Raw genomic sequence first — 14,527 nt, forward strand, 5'->3', positions numbered from 1 at the left:
GTTCCGGTTCCGGCCCGCGCTTGACCATGGCTGGCCCGAACCCTAATCACCGCCATTCCTTTGTTATTGGAAGGTTGCAGGCATTTGTCCGCCCCCGTGCCACACTCGCTTTCCACCATCCCGGCTTCCTCCCCGGCGATGGACCCGAACCGCTCCTTCCAGGGGCTGTTGCTGACGCTGCAGCGCTTCTGGGCCGAGCGAGGTTGCGTGGTGCTCCAGCCCTACGACATGGAGGTTGGCGCCGGCACCTTCCATCCGGCGACGACGCTGCGCGCGCTCGGGCCGAAGCCATGGAAGGCGGCCTATGTCCAGCCCTCGCGCCGCCCCAAGGATGGTCGTTACGGCGAGAACCCCAACCGCCTGCAGCATTACTACCAGTTCCAGGTCATCCTGAAGCCGTCGCCGCCGGACCTGCAGCAGCTCTATCTCGACTCGCTCAGGGCGATCGGCGTCGATCTCGGCCTGCATGACGTGCGCTTCGTCGAGGACGACTGGGAGAGCCCGACGCTCGGCGCCTGGGGCCTCGGCTGGGAATGCTGGTGCGACGGCATGGAAGTCAGCCAGTTCACTTACTTTCAGCAGGTCGCGGGCGTCGAATGCGCGCCGGTCGCGGGCGAACTGACCTACGGGCTCGAGCGGCTGGCGATGTATGTTCAGGGCGTTGAGAACGTCTACGACCTCAACTTCAATGGCCTCGATGGCGAGGACCGCATCTCCTATGGCGACGTCTTCCTGCAGGCCGAGCAGGAATATTCGCGGCACAATTTCGAGCATGCCAATACCGAGATGCTGTTTCGGCATTTCTCGGATGCGGAGGCCGAGTGCAAGGCGCTGCTCGCAGCCGGCGAGCCGGCTTCCGGCGCCAACCAGCCTCGCCACCAGCTCGCCCTGCCGGCTTATGACCAGTGCATCAAGGCGAGCCACATCTTCAACCTGCTCGACGCGCGCGGCGTGATCTCGGTCACCGAGCGGCAGAGCTACATCCTGCGCGTGCGTGAACTCGCCAAGGCCTGCGGCGCGGCCTGGCTGAAGACCGCCGGCGGGGGAGCTGCGTGATGCCCGATCTTCTGCTCGAACTGTTCTCGGAAGAAATTCCCGCGCGCATGCAGCGCAAGGCCGGCGAGGACCTCAAGAAGCTCGTCACCGACGCGCTGGTCGAGCGCGGTCTCGTCTATGAGGGCGCCAAGGCCTTCGCGACGCCGCGCCGCCTCACGCTGCACATCGCCGGCCTGCCCGTGCGCGGCCGCGACGTGCGCGAGGAACGAAAAGGTCCGCGCGTCGGCGCGCCCGATGCCGCCGTGCAGGGCTTCCTCAAGGCGGCAGGGCTGACCTCGCTCGATCAGGCAACCATCGTCAGCGATCCGAAGAAGGGCGACAGCTACGTCGCCATCATCGAGAAGCCCGGGCAGGAGACCGTTCAGGCGATCGCCGAGATCGTCCCGGCCGTGATCCGCTCCTTCCCCTGGCCGAAATCGATGCGCTGGGGCAAGGCCTCGGCCGCCGGCGCCAGCCTGCGCTGGGTGCGTCCGCTGCACTCGATCCTCTGCACCTTCGGCGCCGAGACCGAGGACCCGGAAATCGTGCCCTTCGAAGTCGACGGCATCGTCTCGGGCAACGTCACCCATGGCCACCGCTTCCACGCGCCCGGCCCGATCACGGTGAAACGGCTCGACGACTATGTGACTTCGCTGGAGAAGGCGAAGGTCGTGCTCGACGCCGACCGCCGCAAGGAGATCATCCTCACCGACGCCCGCAACCTCGCCTTCGCGCAGGGACTCGATCTCGTCGAGGATGAGGGGCTGCTGGAGGAGGTCGCCGGCCTCGTCGAATGGCCGGTCGTGCTGATGGGCTCCTTCGAGGAACGCTTCCTCGACATTCCCGGCGAGGCGATCCGCGCCACCATCCGCGCCAACCAGAAATGCTTCGTGCTGCGCGACCCCGCGACAGGCGATCTTGCCAATCGCTTCATCCTGGTCTCGAACCTCCTCGCCAGCGATGGCGGCGTGGCGATCACCGCCGGCAACGGCCGCGTCGTGCGTGCCCGCCTCTCGGACGCCGCCTATTTCTGGCAGACCGACCGAGGCTCGCTGCCGGACCTTGGCACCTTCGAAGAGAGCGCTGCAAAGCTCGGTCTCGATCTGGCCAAGCCGCTCGACCAGCGCATGGCCAAGCTCGACAAGCTCGGCGTCGTCTTCCACGCCAAGCTCGGCACGCAAGGCGAGCGCGTCCAGCGTATCGCTGCGCTGGCCAGGGAGCTGGCGCCCATCGTCGGTGCCGATCCCGAGAAGGCCGAGCGCGCCGCCAAGCTCGCCAAGGCCGACCTGCCGACCGAGATGGTCGGCGAGTTCCCGGAATTGCAGGGCCTGATGGGCCGGAAATATGCCGAGCTGCAGGGCGAGGACGCTTCGGTCGCTGCTGCGGTCGAGGAGCACTACAAGCCGCTCGGCCCATCCGACCGCGTCCCGGCCGATCCGGTCTCGGTCGCGGTGGCGCTGGCCGACAAGCTCGACACGCTCGTCGGCTTCTGGGCCATCGACGAGAAGCCGACCGGCAGCAAGGACCCCTACGCGCTGAGGCGAGCGGCCCTGGGTGTGATCCGGTTGGTGGTTGAGAATGGAGTGCGCTTTAGCCCTGTCGCCTATGTCGGGCAGGTTATCGAGAGCTTGTTCGTGGCCGCACTACAGCCTGATCGCTTCATGTTAGGCTGGCACTCTGAAGACTTCCCAGAAGTCGGTTCTCAGCGTGAGGTCGCAAAGGCTGCCGCGTCGAATAGCTCGTTTTACATCGACCGAATTCAGTTCGGGACCAACAGACTTTCTACAGACCCGTCCGGCAGCAAAATGCAGATTGTATTGGGTGAGAAATGGGCTTTTCGCCGACCCAAGGAAGTTGCAGCCGATCTCCTCTCCTTCTTCCACGACCGCCTGAAGGTCATGCTTCGCGAACAGGGCGCGCGGCATGATCTCGTTGATGCGGTGATCGGCGAAGGCCCGTCGGATAACGACGACCTCCTCCTCATCACCCGCCGCGTCGCCGCCCTCGGCCGCTTCCTCGACACCGAGGACGGCAAGAATCTGCTCGCGGGTTACAAGCGCGCCGCCAACATCCTCAAGGCCGAGGAGAAGAAGGACGGGGAGGGCGCCTTTGCTGGCGCGCCGGACCTGCACCTCATCGCCGCCGCCGGCCTCATCGAGGAGAAGGCGCTCGCCGTAGCGCTGGCGCAGGCGACGCCGAAGGCCGAGGCCGCCGTCGCCGCCGAGGACTATGAGGGCGCCATGGCGGCGCTCGCCGAATTGCGCCCGGCGGTCGATGCCTTCTTCGACAAGGTCACGGTCAACGATCCCGATCCGGCCCAGCGCGCCAACCGCCTGAAGCTGCTCAACCAGCTGCGCCAGGCGACCCGCGCGGTCGCGGATTTCGATCGCATCGCGGGCTGACGCCCGCCGTCATGCTCGGGCTTGACCCGAGCATCTCGGAAACCAGCGCCTTCTGATCCTGAGATTCTCGGGTCTACGCTGTGCTCCGCCCGAGAATGAGGGGCGCGCGTCATGCTCGCCCTTGTGGCGAGCATCCACGTCTTGACGGTTTCGACGGAGGAAGACCTGGATGGTCGGGACAAGCCCGACCATGACGGTGGGCGCTACCCTGGCGAGCCCGCCCGCCCCTTCGCCGGCAAACCCCTCACCGGAACCTATTCCCACCCTGCGACGTTCTGTCCGCGGGGGCTGACAGGTCGCGAATCCGTCGCGGCAGGGCTCCCGGGGGGCCGGCCACCGGCCGAGATAAAAGGCTGAAAGCATGTCCATTCTGATCTCGTTGCTGATCACCGTTCTCGTCATCGGCCTCGTGCTCTATCTCGTGCGGATGCTGCCGCTTGACGGGCAGATCAAGAACGTCGTGCAGATCATCGTGATCGTGATCGGCATCATCTCGCTGCTGCGCTATCTCGCTGTTTTCTAAGGCGATTGACGGCGCCCGCGCGCTGGTACAGACTTGAATAGGTCCAGAGGGCCCCGGACGCTCCCGTCTCGGGGCCCTTTCCTGTTTCAGGGCAAGACCATGAACGCGCCGAACCGTACCGGCCACATCAGGCTGACCTCCCATCCCGAGCCCGGCAGCGCCGCCGTTCGCTTTCCGATCCGATGGGGCGCAGCCACCGCCGCCGAACGCGGCCCGATCATCGCCTCGACCACCAACCCGGGCGACCGCAACGTCATCGGCGCTCATGGCGGCTCCTATTCGGTCTACCGTGCGCTGGCGATCTCGGCCCGCGCGATGAACCCCTCGCAGCGCCCGGACCTCACCAACACCTACCCAACGGCCGAGATCGCGCCGCAGCCGCAATGGGCCGATCCCAGGAAGATCGTCTCGCTCGATCCTTTCGGCCATACGGTGGCGCAGGATTTCGGCAAGTTGATCAGCGAGGGGATCGACATCCGCCCCTCGATTGCCATCACCAAGGCCAGGCTCAACCTGCCCGAGATTCTCGCGGCCATGGCCGCGCACCGGCTGGCGGCTGACGGGAACATCCTGCATCCCTCCGGCGACATTTCCGTCACCAAGATCGCGGTCGACCCGGTCTGGTACCTGCCCGGCATCGCCGAGCGCTTCGGCACGACGGAGAACGAATTGCGCCGCACGCTCTTCGAGCAGACGGGCGGCATGTATCCCGAATTGGTCACACGGCCGGACCTCAAGGTCTTTCTGCCGCCGATCGGCTCGATCACCGCCTATGTCATGGGCGAGGTCTCCGGCCTTGCCGACCGCAAAACACGCATCGCCTGCCGCGTCCATGACGAGTGCAACGGTTCGGACGTCTTCGGTTCGGACATCTGCACCTGCCGGCCCTACCTCATCCACGGCATCGAGGAATGCGTGCGGGAGGCGCAGAGCGGCGGCGTCGGGCTGATCGTCTACAACCGCAAGGAGGGCCGGGCGCTCGGCGAAGTCACGAAGTTCCTCGTCTACAACGCCCGCAAGCGCCAGGAGGGCGGCGATTCCGCCGCGACCTATTTCGAGCGCACCGAATGCGTCGCCGGCGTACAGGATGCCCGTTTCCAGCAGCTCATGCCGGATGTGCTGCATTGGCTCGGCGTCACCCATATCGACCGGCTGATGTCGATGTCGAACATGAAGTACGACGCCATGGTCGAGAGCGGCATTACCATCGGCGAGCGCGTCGCCATCCCGCCCGAATTGATTCCACCCGACGCCTCGGTCGAGATCGAGGCCAAGAAGGCCGCCGGCTATTATTCGCCGGAAGGCACGCCCGGCGACAATGCGCTCAAGGCCACGGTCGGCCGTGACCTCGACAAGTTCTGATCCCGCCCCGCTCACGTCCCCCGAGTTGACGATGCCTGACCGCGATTCCGAGGCGTTCCGCGCCCTGTTGAAACCTGCCGCCGTGCGTGAGCGTGCGCGGGAGATGCTCGAGTTGGGGCTCGCCGGCAAGCTTTTCCATTTCAGCGTCCAGCCCGAGCGGCTGGAAGCCTGCGCCGACTACGTGCTGGAAACCATCCGCGCGAATTATCCCACGCTCGAGATCCCCTTCCATGCGCGCTGGCGCCATTTCGTGGTCGCAGGCGATGATCGCTGGCAGCGACTCGATCAGGCGAGGGGCTTCCCGGACCCGGCGGCCCGTGGCCGCGCCGCCTATGATCTTGCCGTGGTCAGCGTCCTGCTCGATGCCGGTGCCGGTCAGGACTGGCGCTATCGCGACGCCGCGACGGGCCGCGAGATCGGCCGTTCCGAAGGTCTGGCGCTCGCTTCGCTCGACATGTTCGCCGCCGGCCTGTTCTCCAGCGATCCGGCCGATCCGCTGCGCGCCGATGCGGCCGGGCTGAAGCACCTCGATGCGGCGACGCTGGCGCGCGGCTTCCAGGCGGGGCCGGACAATCCGCTGCTCGCGCTCGAAGGGCGTGCCGCCCTGCTTAACCGCCTCGGCGAGGAACTGGAAAAGCAGGGCCTGTCGCGCCCCGGCGAACTCTTCGATCGTTTCGAAGCCGCCGCCGACACCGGCACGCTGCGAGCCGCGCATATGCTCGGCGAGGTGCTCGCGACCTTCGGTGGCATCTGGCCTTCGCGCCTGACGCTCGCCGGCGTCGCGCTCGGCGATACCTGGCGTCACCCCCTGATCGCGCCCGGCGAGGTGACGGAAGGGCTCGTACCTTTCCACAAATTGTCGCAATGGCTGACCTACTCGTTGATCGAGCCGCTGCAATGGGCCGGCATTGCCGTCATCGACATCGACGATCTCACCGGCCTGCCCGAGTATCGCAATGGCGGGCTCTTCCTCGACAGCGGCGTGATCGCGCTGAGGGACGAGGCGGATCGAACGAAGTCGCATGAGGTCGCATCGCCGCTGGTCGTCGAATGGCGGGCGCTGACGGTGGCGTTGCTCGACGAGATCGGCCTCTTGATCCGCAAGCGCCTCGGCCGCTCGCGCGAGGATTTGCCGCTTGCCAAGGTGCTCGAAGGCGGGACCTGGGCCGCGGGCCGGCGGATCGCGCGTGAAAAGCGTGTGGATGGCGGTCCGCCCTTGACCATTGTCAGCGATGGCACGGTATTTTGACGGTGAGCAAAGATGCGAGAGATAAAGGGGTAGCCGGCGTATGACTTCGAGCCAGGACGGCGTCACTGTCGTCGATCACCCGCTGGTCCAGCACAAGCTGACGCTGATGCGCCAGAAGGACCGCTCCACCAAGAGCTTCCGCCAGCTTCTCAACGAGATCGGCATGCTGCTCTGCTATGAGGTGACGCGCGATCTGCCGACCCAGATGATCGAGATCGAGACGCCGCTGACGACCTCGATGCAGCCGGTCATCGCCGGCAAGAAGCTGGTCTTCGCGCCGATCCTGCGGGCGGGCGTCGGCTTCCTCGACGGCATGCTGGAGCTGGTGCCGGCCGCGCGCGTCGCCCATATCGGCCTCTACCGCGATCCCGATACGCTCCAGGCGGTCGAGTACTATTTCAAGGCACCGTCGGACATCGCCGACCGCATGATCGTGGTGATGGACCCGATGCTGGCCACCGCCAATTCCGCCGTGGCTGCGGTCGAGCGTCTCAAGGAGCGGGGCGCCCGGGATCTGCGCTTCGTCTGCCTGCTGGCGGCGCCGGAGGGCATCGCTCACCTGCGCAGCGCGCATCCCGATGTCCGCATCTGGACCGCCGCTATCGACGAACGCCTCAATGAGCACGGCTACATCATGCCGGGTCTCGGGGATGCGGGCGATCGCATGTTCGGTACGCGCTGAGCGCCGAAAAGGCCCATGCCGTCACTGGCACGGGCCTTTGCCGCCTATGGCATCGGCCCGAAAAGCAGCATCCCCTTTTCGGAAAGTCCGATGCGACAACAAATAGATGGATCGCCGCCATCGCGTCCGACGGGGCGCGCGGCGATCGAGCGTCATTCGATGATTTCGACCACGCGGCGGGTGCGCGGCTCGACGACGACGGCTTCGCCGTTCACGATCGTATAGCGATAGCCGGGCGCGCCATATGCCGCCGGCACGTTGTGATAGACCACGCCCCGCGCCGGTAGCACGGTGCCGACCCCGATCGGTTCTGCATAGCGATACGACCGCATATGCTGTCCCATCACATACGTCCGGAACCCTGCGTCGTCGTTGATCATCGTACCGCCGGCGGGATCCCGCCTGAGGGGCGGAGCGAATACGTCGAACGGCATCATATTCGTCTCGGTGCCGACGAGGGCCGGGTCATGAGTGAAGCCGCCGCTGGCGGGGTCGCGGATGATAGGTCCCATGCTCTGTGCGAAAACGGTTGCGGGAATGGCTGCAAAAGCGGCAGCCAGTAGAATCCGCTTGATCATGATCGACCTCCGATATCTGCCTAGCCCCGGTACGAGAATGCGGGCCTTCTGCGGCAGTTCCGTGCCTCGACGATCACAAAAGCGAGAATGGCCCGCCCCGTTGCTGGAGCGGGCCGTTCTGTGCCGAGAGACGAGCGTCACTCGATGATCTGGACCACGCGGCGCGTCTGCGGCTCGACGATGAGCGTGCGATCATTCACCACCGTGTAGTTGTAGCGCGAGGCGGACGGTCCGTACTCGGCCGGTACGCGGTGATAGACGACGCCCTGCGCCGGCAAGACCGTGCCGACCGCGACCGGCTCGGCATAGGCATAGGACGGGACGCGCTGCTCGACGACATAGGTGCGGAAGCGCGGCTCCGCAGCATCGCCGACGATCGCGCCGACCACGGCGCCGCCGACGCCGCCGACAACTGCTCCGACAGGGCCGCCGACCACGGCGCCGCCGACGGCGCCGGCAGCTGCACCGCTGGTCGCACCGCCGACCGCACCGCCCGAAGGCTGGCTCTGGGCGAAGGCAATCGCCGGAGTAATGGTCAATACGGTAACAAGAGCGAGCTTCTTGAGCATGACGTTCTCCTTTCGAAGTGAACTTCGGGAAGGAAAACCGCAGCAAGCCGAAACAGTTCCCCAAAAACGGGGTCACGAGATGTTAACGTTTGCAATCAGTGTCGAGAAGATGAGGCGCAACAACGACTTGTCAGTTCATTGCGGAGGGGCGGAGGGGCGCTCGCCGGGCGCGGATGTTCGCTGGAAATGAAAACGGCGGGCACGAGGCCCGCCGCGAAGACGATGGAATTGGCCTTATCTCACTGCTTCGGGGCTGCCGAAAGCGCAGGCGTCAGCTTGTCGGCATCGCGCTTGATCAGAGCAGCGAAGCCTGCCGGGGTGCGCTCCTCAGCCGTCGGCAGAACGGTGCCGAGGTCGAGCAGGYGCTTCTTGGTGCCTTCGTCGTTGAGCGCCTTGTTCAGCGCGTCGACCAGCTTGTCGACGGCCTCCTTCGGCATGCCCTTCGGGCCGGCGATCCCGTTCCAGGCCTCGATCTGGTAGTCCGGCAGGCCGGCTTCCTTCGTGGTCGGCACGTCGGGCAGGGCCGGCGAGCGCTGCGCCGAGGCGACGGCATAGGCCTTGATCGAGTTGGCGCGGACCTGCTCGGCGACGGAGACGATCTGGTCGCACATGAAGTCGACCTGACCGGAAACGAGATCGTTCAGCGCAGGCCCGGTGCCGCGATAGGCGACGGCGTTGATCTTCGGCGTGCCGAGGACGCCCTTGAGGAGGGTGCAGGTGGTCCAGGAGACCGAGCCGAGGCCGGCATGGGCTTCGTTCACCTTGTCCGGGTTCGCCTTCACATAGGCGGCGAATTCCTTGAGGTCTTTCGGCTCGAAATTCTTGCGCGCCACGATCAGGATCGGCGTCCCGCCGGCCAGACCGATCGTCTGCATGCCGTTTATCGGGTCGTATTTCAGGCCGGGATAGGTGGCGGGGGCCGCCGAGAAGGTGCCGAGATGGCCCATCGCGATGGTGTAGCCGTCGGGCGCGGCCGTGACGGCGCGCGCGATGCCGGTGGTGCCGCCGGCGCCAGCGACGTTCTCGATCACGATCTGCTGGCCGAGAGTCTTCGACATGTGATCGGCGACGATGCGGGCGATGATGTCGGTCGGCCCGCCGGCCGCGAAGGGTACGATCATGGTGATCGGTTTCGTCGGATAGCTCTGCGCCTGTGCGCCACCGGTTAAGGCCAGCGCCGCAGCTGCGGCGAGGCCGAGAACGAACTTCTTCATCAGCATTCCTCCCAGAGATTGCTTGAAACGAAATTGGAGGGATTGCCGCCGTGGCGGCAACCCCGTCATTCGGTGAAGACTTCGTCGCGCTTCTTCGAGATCGAGGGCAGCAGGGCGATCGCGAGCACGAGGACGGCGACGATCAGCAGGCCGAGCGAGATCGGCCGGTTCTGATAGTCGATGAAGGTGTAGAACGAGCCACGCGAGATGATCAGCGCCTGCCGGAGCTTCTCCTCCATCAGCTTGCCGAGCACGAAGCCGAGCAGCATCGGCGCCGGCTCGAAGCCGAGCTTGATCAGAAGGTAGCCGAACAGGCCGAACAGTGCCGTGAAGGCGACGTCGAGCGGCTGGTTGTTCACCGAGTAGATGCCGATGCAGCAGAAGATCAGGATCGCCGGGAACATCAGTCGGTAGGGCACCTGGAGCAGCTTCACCCACATGCCGACGAGCGGCAGGTTGATGATGAGCAGCATCAGGTTGCCGATCCACATCGAGGCGATCATGCCCCAGAACAGGTCCGGGTTGCGGGTCATCACCTGCGGGCCGGGAATGATGCCGTGGATGGTCATCGCGCCGACCATCAGCGCCATCACCGCGTTCGGCGGGATACCGAGCGTCAGCAGCGGAATGAAGGCGGTCTGGGCGCCGGCGTTGTTGGCGGATTCAGGTCCTGCCACGCCCTCGATAGCGCCCTTGCCGAAGCGCGACGGGTCCTTGGCGATCTTCTTCTCGATGGTGTAGCTGGCGAAGGGGCCGAGCACCGCGCCGTTGCCGGGCAGGATGCCGAGGATGCTGCCGATGAAGGTGCCGCGCAGCACCGGCGCTGCCGACTGCTTGATGTCCTCCCAACCGGGCAGCAGCCGGCCGATCTTGCCCTTCACCACGTCGCGGGCTTCCGGGCTCTCGAGGTTGCGCAGCACCTCGGCGAATCCGAACACACCCATCGCCAGAACCGAGAAGTCGATGCCGTCCGCAAGCGCGGGAATGCCGAAGGTGAGCCGTTCCTGACCCGTTTCGAGATCCGTGCCGACGGTCGAGAACAGCAGCCCCAGCATGATCATGCAGAAGGCCTTGAGGATCGAGCCGCGCGCCAGCACCACTGCGAAGCACAGGCCCATCACCATCAGCGAGAAATACTCGGCGGGGCCGAACAGCAGCGCCATCTTGGTGAGCGGCGCACCGAGTGCCGCAATGATGACGGTGGCGACGCAGCCGGCGACGAAGGAGCCGATCGCGGCCGTGCCCAGCGCCACGCCCGCACGCCCTTGCTTGGCCATCTGGTGGCCGTCGAGCGTGGTGACGACCGAGGTTGCCTCGCCGGGGATGTTGACCAGGATCGCGGTGGTCGAGCCGCCATACTGGGCGCCGTAGTAGATGCCGGCCAGCATGATCAGCGCACCGGTCGGGTCGAGGCCGAAAGTGATCGGCAGGAGGATCGAGATCGTCGCGATCGGGCCGACGCCGGGCAGCACGCCGATCAGCGTGCCGACAAGGCAGCCGACGAAGCAAAGCGCGATGTTCTTGAGCGTGAGCGCGACGCCGAAGCCAAGTGCAAGGTGGGAGATCGTCTCCATCATCGCTCAGATACCCAGGAGCCAGGGCGCGAGCGGGATCGGCAGGCTCAGCGCGTATTTGAAGAGAAGAATGCAGGCCGCCGACATCGCGATCGCGAAGATCAGCAGTTCCTTGAGCTTGCGGTCATCCGCGGCCAGCCCGGAGATGAAGATGAGCAGCGGCCCGGCGACGAGCAGGCCGAGCGCCGGGACCTGGATCGGGCCGAATTCGAAGCCGCGGATGGTCAGCGCGAACAGGCAGGCGCCGCCGAGTGCGAAGAAGATGCCCTTCCAAGACCAGCCCGAGAGGCTCTCGCCGTTGTAGCGCAGCGAGGCGAGCGCGAGCATGATGCCGAGCGCACCGCAGATCACCGCGAAGGCCTTCGGCAGCATGCCCGGGCCGAGCTGGCGCAGCGTTCCAACCGGAAGATCCCAGGAGAAGATGTAGGCGCCGATCGCCAGCACCACCATGAACAGGCCGCCGGCCAGATCCTGCGTCGATCGTATGCGCAAACCCTGCGCCCGTTCTATCTGATTGAGACTCATCAGGCTCCTCCGACTGGCGACCCGGGGCGGGCGGTCCGTTTCTGCGTTTTGGGGGAAGGGGAGAGGGGAACGCTGTGGCGCTCGTCGAGCAAGGTCACGCTTTCGCGCAGGATCGCCAGGAAATCGTCGCGCGCCGGCAGTTTCTGCTGGGGACGCCAGGCCACGCCGACCAGCGCGCCTGGCGGTGGCGGGTCGAGCAGCGCGCCGCGTAGCCGCCGCATCGTCACCCCGGGGAAGGAGAGGCGCGAGACCCAGTCCGGCGCCAGCGCCATGCCGAGCCCGGCCGCGACTGCGGACATCATCGCCGGCTTCTCGGTTGCCTCGATGGTGACGTTGGGCACCGCGCCGACGCTCTCGAAATAGGCCATGACGAGATCGTAGGCGTAGGGGCGGATGCGCTTGGACGGCACGACGAAGGGCTCGCCGACGAGATCGAGCATCGTCAGGTGCTCGCGGGCGGCGAGTGGATGGGCCTCGTTGAGCACTACGAGCGGGCGCTCCACTCGCAGGATCTCGAAGGCGCAGTCCGTCGGCTTGCGCGGCGGGCGGGTGAGCGCGAGGTCGAGCTTGCCGGACTCGAGCATTTGCACCAGCGCAGCCGTCATCGCTTCGACGAACTTGATCTCGATGCCGGGGAAGCGGGCGCGGAAGGCTACCAGCGCTTCAGGGACGAAGCTGGACGAGGCTGCGTCGATCGCCCCGACGCGCAGCACCTTGCCCGAGGCAAGAGAGGCCTCGCGCACGGCCCGGGATGCATGCTCCATCTTGACGAGAATGCTTTTGGCTTCCTCGAGCATGATCAACCCGGCGCGGGTCATCGCGACCTGGCGGGTGGTACGCGTCAGCAGGCTGACGCCGAGCTCGTCTTCGAGCGCGCTGATCTGGCGTGACAGGGCGGGAGGCGCGACGCCGAGCCGCTCGGCCGCGCGGCCAAAATGCAGCTCCTCTGCCACCGCGATGAAACATCGCAGTTGCCGCACGTCCATGGCCGTCCCCTGTTCCCCAGTATCGCTTCCCGCGATATCTCTGTCAGTGGCACGTGCCCTTAGCGCCTCCAGCCGACAAGTCGACCCTACTGCAATTCATAATTTTTTGGCAATAAACTCTTCGGCTCATGCCGGCCGTGTCCGTGCCTTCCGAAACAGCCTTCCATCGATCAGGGCAAGCCCGGCGAAGATAGCGGCCATCCCCAGGAAATGCCGCGGCTGCAGTGCCTCGCCGAGGAAAAGCGAACCGAGCAGAATCGCACTGACCGGGATCAGGAACGTCACCAGCATGACGTTGGTGCCGCCGGCGCGGCGCATGATCCGGAAGAAGATGACATAGGCGAGAGCTGTCGAAAGCAGTGCGAGTCCGACAAGCGAGAGCACGACCCGGGTGCTTGGGGTAGGCAGCTGCCAGGGCGGGTCGAAGGCAAGCACGAGCGGGATGGCCATCAGCGTCGTGGCACTGACCTGCCCGGCCGCCGTGACGAGGGGCGGCAGGCCGCGGAAGCGCCGGCCGAAAAGGCCTGCGAAAGCATAGGACAGGGCGGCCGCGAGGCAGGCGAGTTGCGGCAGAAGCGCTCCCGACAGGCCGCCGACGGCATCAGGGCCCATCAGGATCGCAACGCCGACGATGCCGGCGCCGACCCCGGCGAACCTGAGCCCCGTCGCCTTCTCGTCCTGGCTGAAGAGATGGGCGACGACCACGCCGAAGAGCGGGGTCGTGGCATTGAGGATCGAGGCGAGGCCGCTGGCGATCTGTGTCTGGCCCCAGAAGATCAGTCCGAACGGGATCAGGTTGTTGAGCAGACCCATGCCGAAGAAAGCGAGCCACATCCGACTGCCGACGCGCATGGACAACCCCGACAGCCTGACGACAACGAGCAGCGCCGCTGCGGCCATGCCGACGCGCGCGAGGACGACGGCCAGCGGCGGCCATTCGGCGACGGCGATCTTGCCGAAGAAGAAGGCGCCTCCCCACAGCACCGAGAGCAGCAGGAGCAGCAGCCAGTCGCTGAGATCCATGGCAGGCTGCGAAGTGGGGGAGGAGGACATGGCGAGCCTGCTGAAAAGGAACGAGCCGGAGCGATAGGCTCGCCCCGGCTCGTTCTCCACCCGTTTTCTGTTTCAGGCGGCTTCGGCGTCGCGCGCCTGCCACATCGCCTGGAAGGCCGGCCGCGCCTGACAGGCATCGAGCCAGGCCTTGACCCGCGGAGCGGCGTCGAAGAGCTGCGTCGCGGGCTTCGCATATCGGATGATCTCGGCGACGTTGATGTCGGCGACGGTGAAGCGGCCGCCCATCACATAGCCGTTGCCCTCGGCCAGCGTCTTGTCGAGCACCGCAAAGGGGCCGGGCAGGGCTGTAAGCGCCGCCTCGACCAGCTCCGGCTTGCGCTTCTCCGGCGGATAGGCGGCGAGGTGGAACTGCAGGTTGAGCGCGTGGGTCTCGCACTCCGTCGCCGCCCAGAGCGACCACATCACCGCGAGGCCTTCCTCCTGCGCGTTCTGCGGTGCCAGGGGCCCGCCATGCTTGCGCGCGAGATAGAGGTTGATGGCCAGCGATTCGTGCAGCTTGAAGCCGTCATCGTCGATGCTGGGGATGTGGCCATTCGGGTTGATCTTCAGGAACTCGGCGCTGCGGGTATGCAGCGGCACGCCGGGTGCGTTCTGATCCGGCACGCGATAGGCCTGGATAACCGGCACGTGCGTGAACGGCAGACCGAGCTCGTTGGCGAGCCAGATGACGCGCGTGGCGCGCGAACGATAGCAACCGTAGATCGTCAGGGACATCGGCGGGATTCCGGTGAGAGATGGCGAGCTGGCGACTTGA

Annotated in this window: 14 protein-coding genes; 6 read left to right on the top strand and 8 right to left on the bottom strand. The window is 66.0% G+C overall.

Going from position 1 to position 14,527, the window contains the following annotated elements:
* The first annotated feature begins 138 nt into the window (after positions 1 to 138).
* The 6 genes from AC1DNE_RS08845 (at position 139) to upp (ending at position 7,253) form a co-directional block, all read left to right on the top strand.
* Positions 139 to 1,056 (top strand): glycine--tRNA ligase subunit alpha, encoded by a 918-nt coding sequence (locus tag AC1DNE_RS08845; protein WP_476841069.1) that lies wholly within the window; start codon positions 139 to 141, stop codon positions 1,054 to 1,056.
* Positions 1,056 to 3,437: a glycine--tRNA ligase subunit beta gene (glyS, locus tag AC1DNE_RS08850; RefSeq protein ID WP_476764901.1), complete on the top strand. Its 2,382-nt coding sequence runs from the start codon at positions 1,056 to 1,058 to the stop codon at positions 3,435 to 3,437. The genes AC1DNE_RS08845 and glyS overlap by 1 nt, the downstream gene beginning before the upstream one ends.
* 361 nt (positions 3,438 to 3,798) lie before the next feature.
* Entirely contained in the window at positions 3,799 to 3,960 is a 162-nt protein-coding gene (locus AC1DNE_RS08855; RefSeq protein WP_091855869.1) for a Thivi_2564 family membrane protein, read from the top strand.
* A 99-nt stretch (positions 3,961 to 4,059) separates the two neighbouring features.
* Entirely contained in the window at positions 4,060 to 5,322 is a 1,263-nt protein-coding gene (locus tag AC1DNE_RS08860) for a GTP cyclohydrolase II (protein ID WP_476764902.1), read from the top strand.
* A 31-nt stretch (positions 5,323 to 5,353) separates the two neighbouring features.
* Entirely contained in the window at positions 5,354 to 6,571 is a 1,218-nt protein-coding gene (locus AC1DNE_RS08865; protein ID WP_476764903.1) for a URC4/urg3 family protein, read from the top strand.
* A 40-nt stretch (positions 6,572 to 6,611) separates the two neighbouring features.
* The gene (upp, locus tag AC1DNE_RS08870) at positions 6,612 to 7,253 is read left to right on the top strand and encodes a uracil phosphoribosyltransferase (protein ID WP_441468809.1); all 642 of its coding nucleotides are present in this window, start codon (positions 6,612 to 6,614) and stop codon (positions 7,251 to 7,253) included.
* Between the two features lie 152 nt (positions 7,254 to 7,405).
* Here upp and AC1DNE_RS08875 read toward each other — a convergent pair whose 3' ends face one another.
* From AC1DNE_RS08875 to AC1DNE_RS08910, 8 genes are all read right to left on the bottom strand, one after another.
* Positions 7,406 to 7,831, bottom strand: a complete 426-nt coding sequence (locus AC1DNE_RS08875; protein ID WP_441468808.1) for a DUF1236 domain-containing protein — start codon at positions 7,829 to 7,831, stop codon at positions 7,406 to 7,408.
* A 137-nt stretch (positions 7,832 to 7,968) separates the two neighbouring features.
* Positions 7,969 to 8,400 carry a DUF1236 domain-containing protein gene (locus AC1DNE_RS08880; protein ID WP_441468807.1) on the bottom strand — a complete coding sequence of 144 codons (432 nt, stop codon included), beginning with the start codon at positions 8,398 to 8,400 and terminating at the stop codon, positions 7,969 to 7,971.
* 239 nt (positions 8,401 to 8,639) lie between these two features.
* On the bottom strand, positions 8,640 to 9,614 hold the full coding sequence (locus AC1DNE_RS08885; protein WP_476841011.1) for a tripartite tricarboxylate transporter substrate-binding protein: 975 nt from the start codon (positions 9,612 to 9,614) through the stop codon (positions 8,640 to 8,642).
* A 65-nt stretch (positions 9,615 to 9,679) separates the two neighbouring features.
* A complete protein-coding gene (locus AC1DNE_RS08890; RefSeq protein ID WP_441468805.1) occupies positions 9,680 to 11,191 on the bottom strand; it encodes a tripartite tricarboxylate transporter permease in 1,512 nt (503 codons plus the stop codon).
* 3 nt (positions 11,192 to 11,194) lie between these two features.
* Entirely contained in the window at positions 11,195 to 11,713 is a 519-nt protein-coding gene (locus AC1DNE_RS08895) for a tripartite tricarboxylate transporter TctB family protein (protein ID WP_441468804.1), read from the bottom strand.
* A complete protein-coding gene (locus tag AC1DNE_RS08900) occupies positions 11,713 to 12,699 on the bottom strand; it encodes a LysR family transcriptional regulator (protein WP_441468803.1) in 987 nt (328 codons plus the stop codon). Before AC1DNE_RS08900 ends, AC1DNE_RS08895 begins: the two co-directional genes overlap by 1 nt.
* Before the next feature lie 126 nt (positions 12,700 to 12,825).
* Positions 12,826 to 13,752, bottom strand: coding sequence for a DMT family transporter (locus tag AC1DNE_RS08905; protein WP_441468802.1), 927 nt, complete (start codon positions 13,750 to 13,752; stop codon positions 12,826 to 12,828).
* A gap of 72 nt (positions 13,753 to 13,824) precedes the next feature.
* Positions 13,825 to 14,487: a glutathione S-transferase family protein gene (locus AC1DNE_RS08910; RefSeq protein WP_476809103.1), complete on the bottom strand. Its 663-nt coding sequence runs from the start codon at positions 14,485 to 14,487 to the stop codon at positions 13,825 to 13,827.
* Positions 14,488 to 14,527 lie beyond the last annotated feature (40 nt).

The sequence above is a fragment of the Allobosea sp. 05L423 genome (assembly GCF_056397745.1).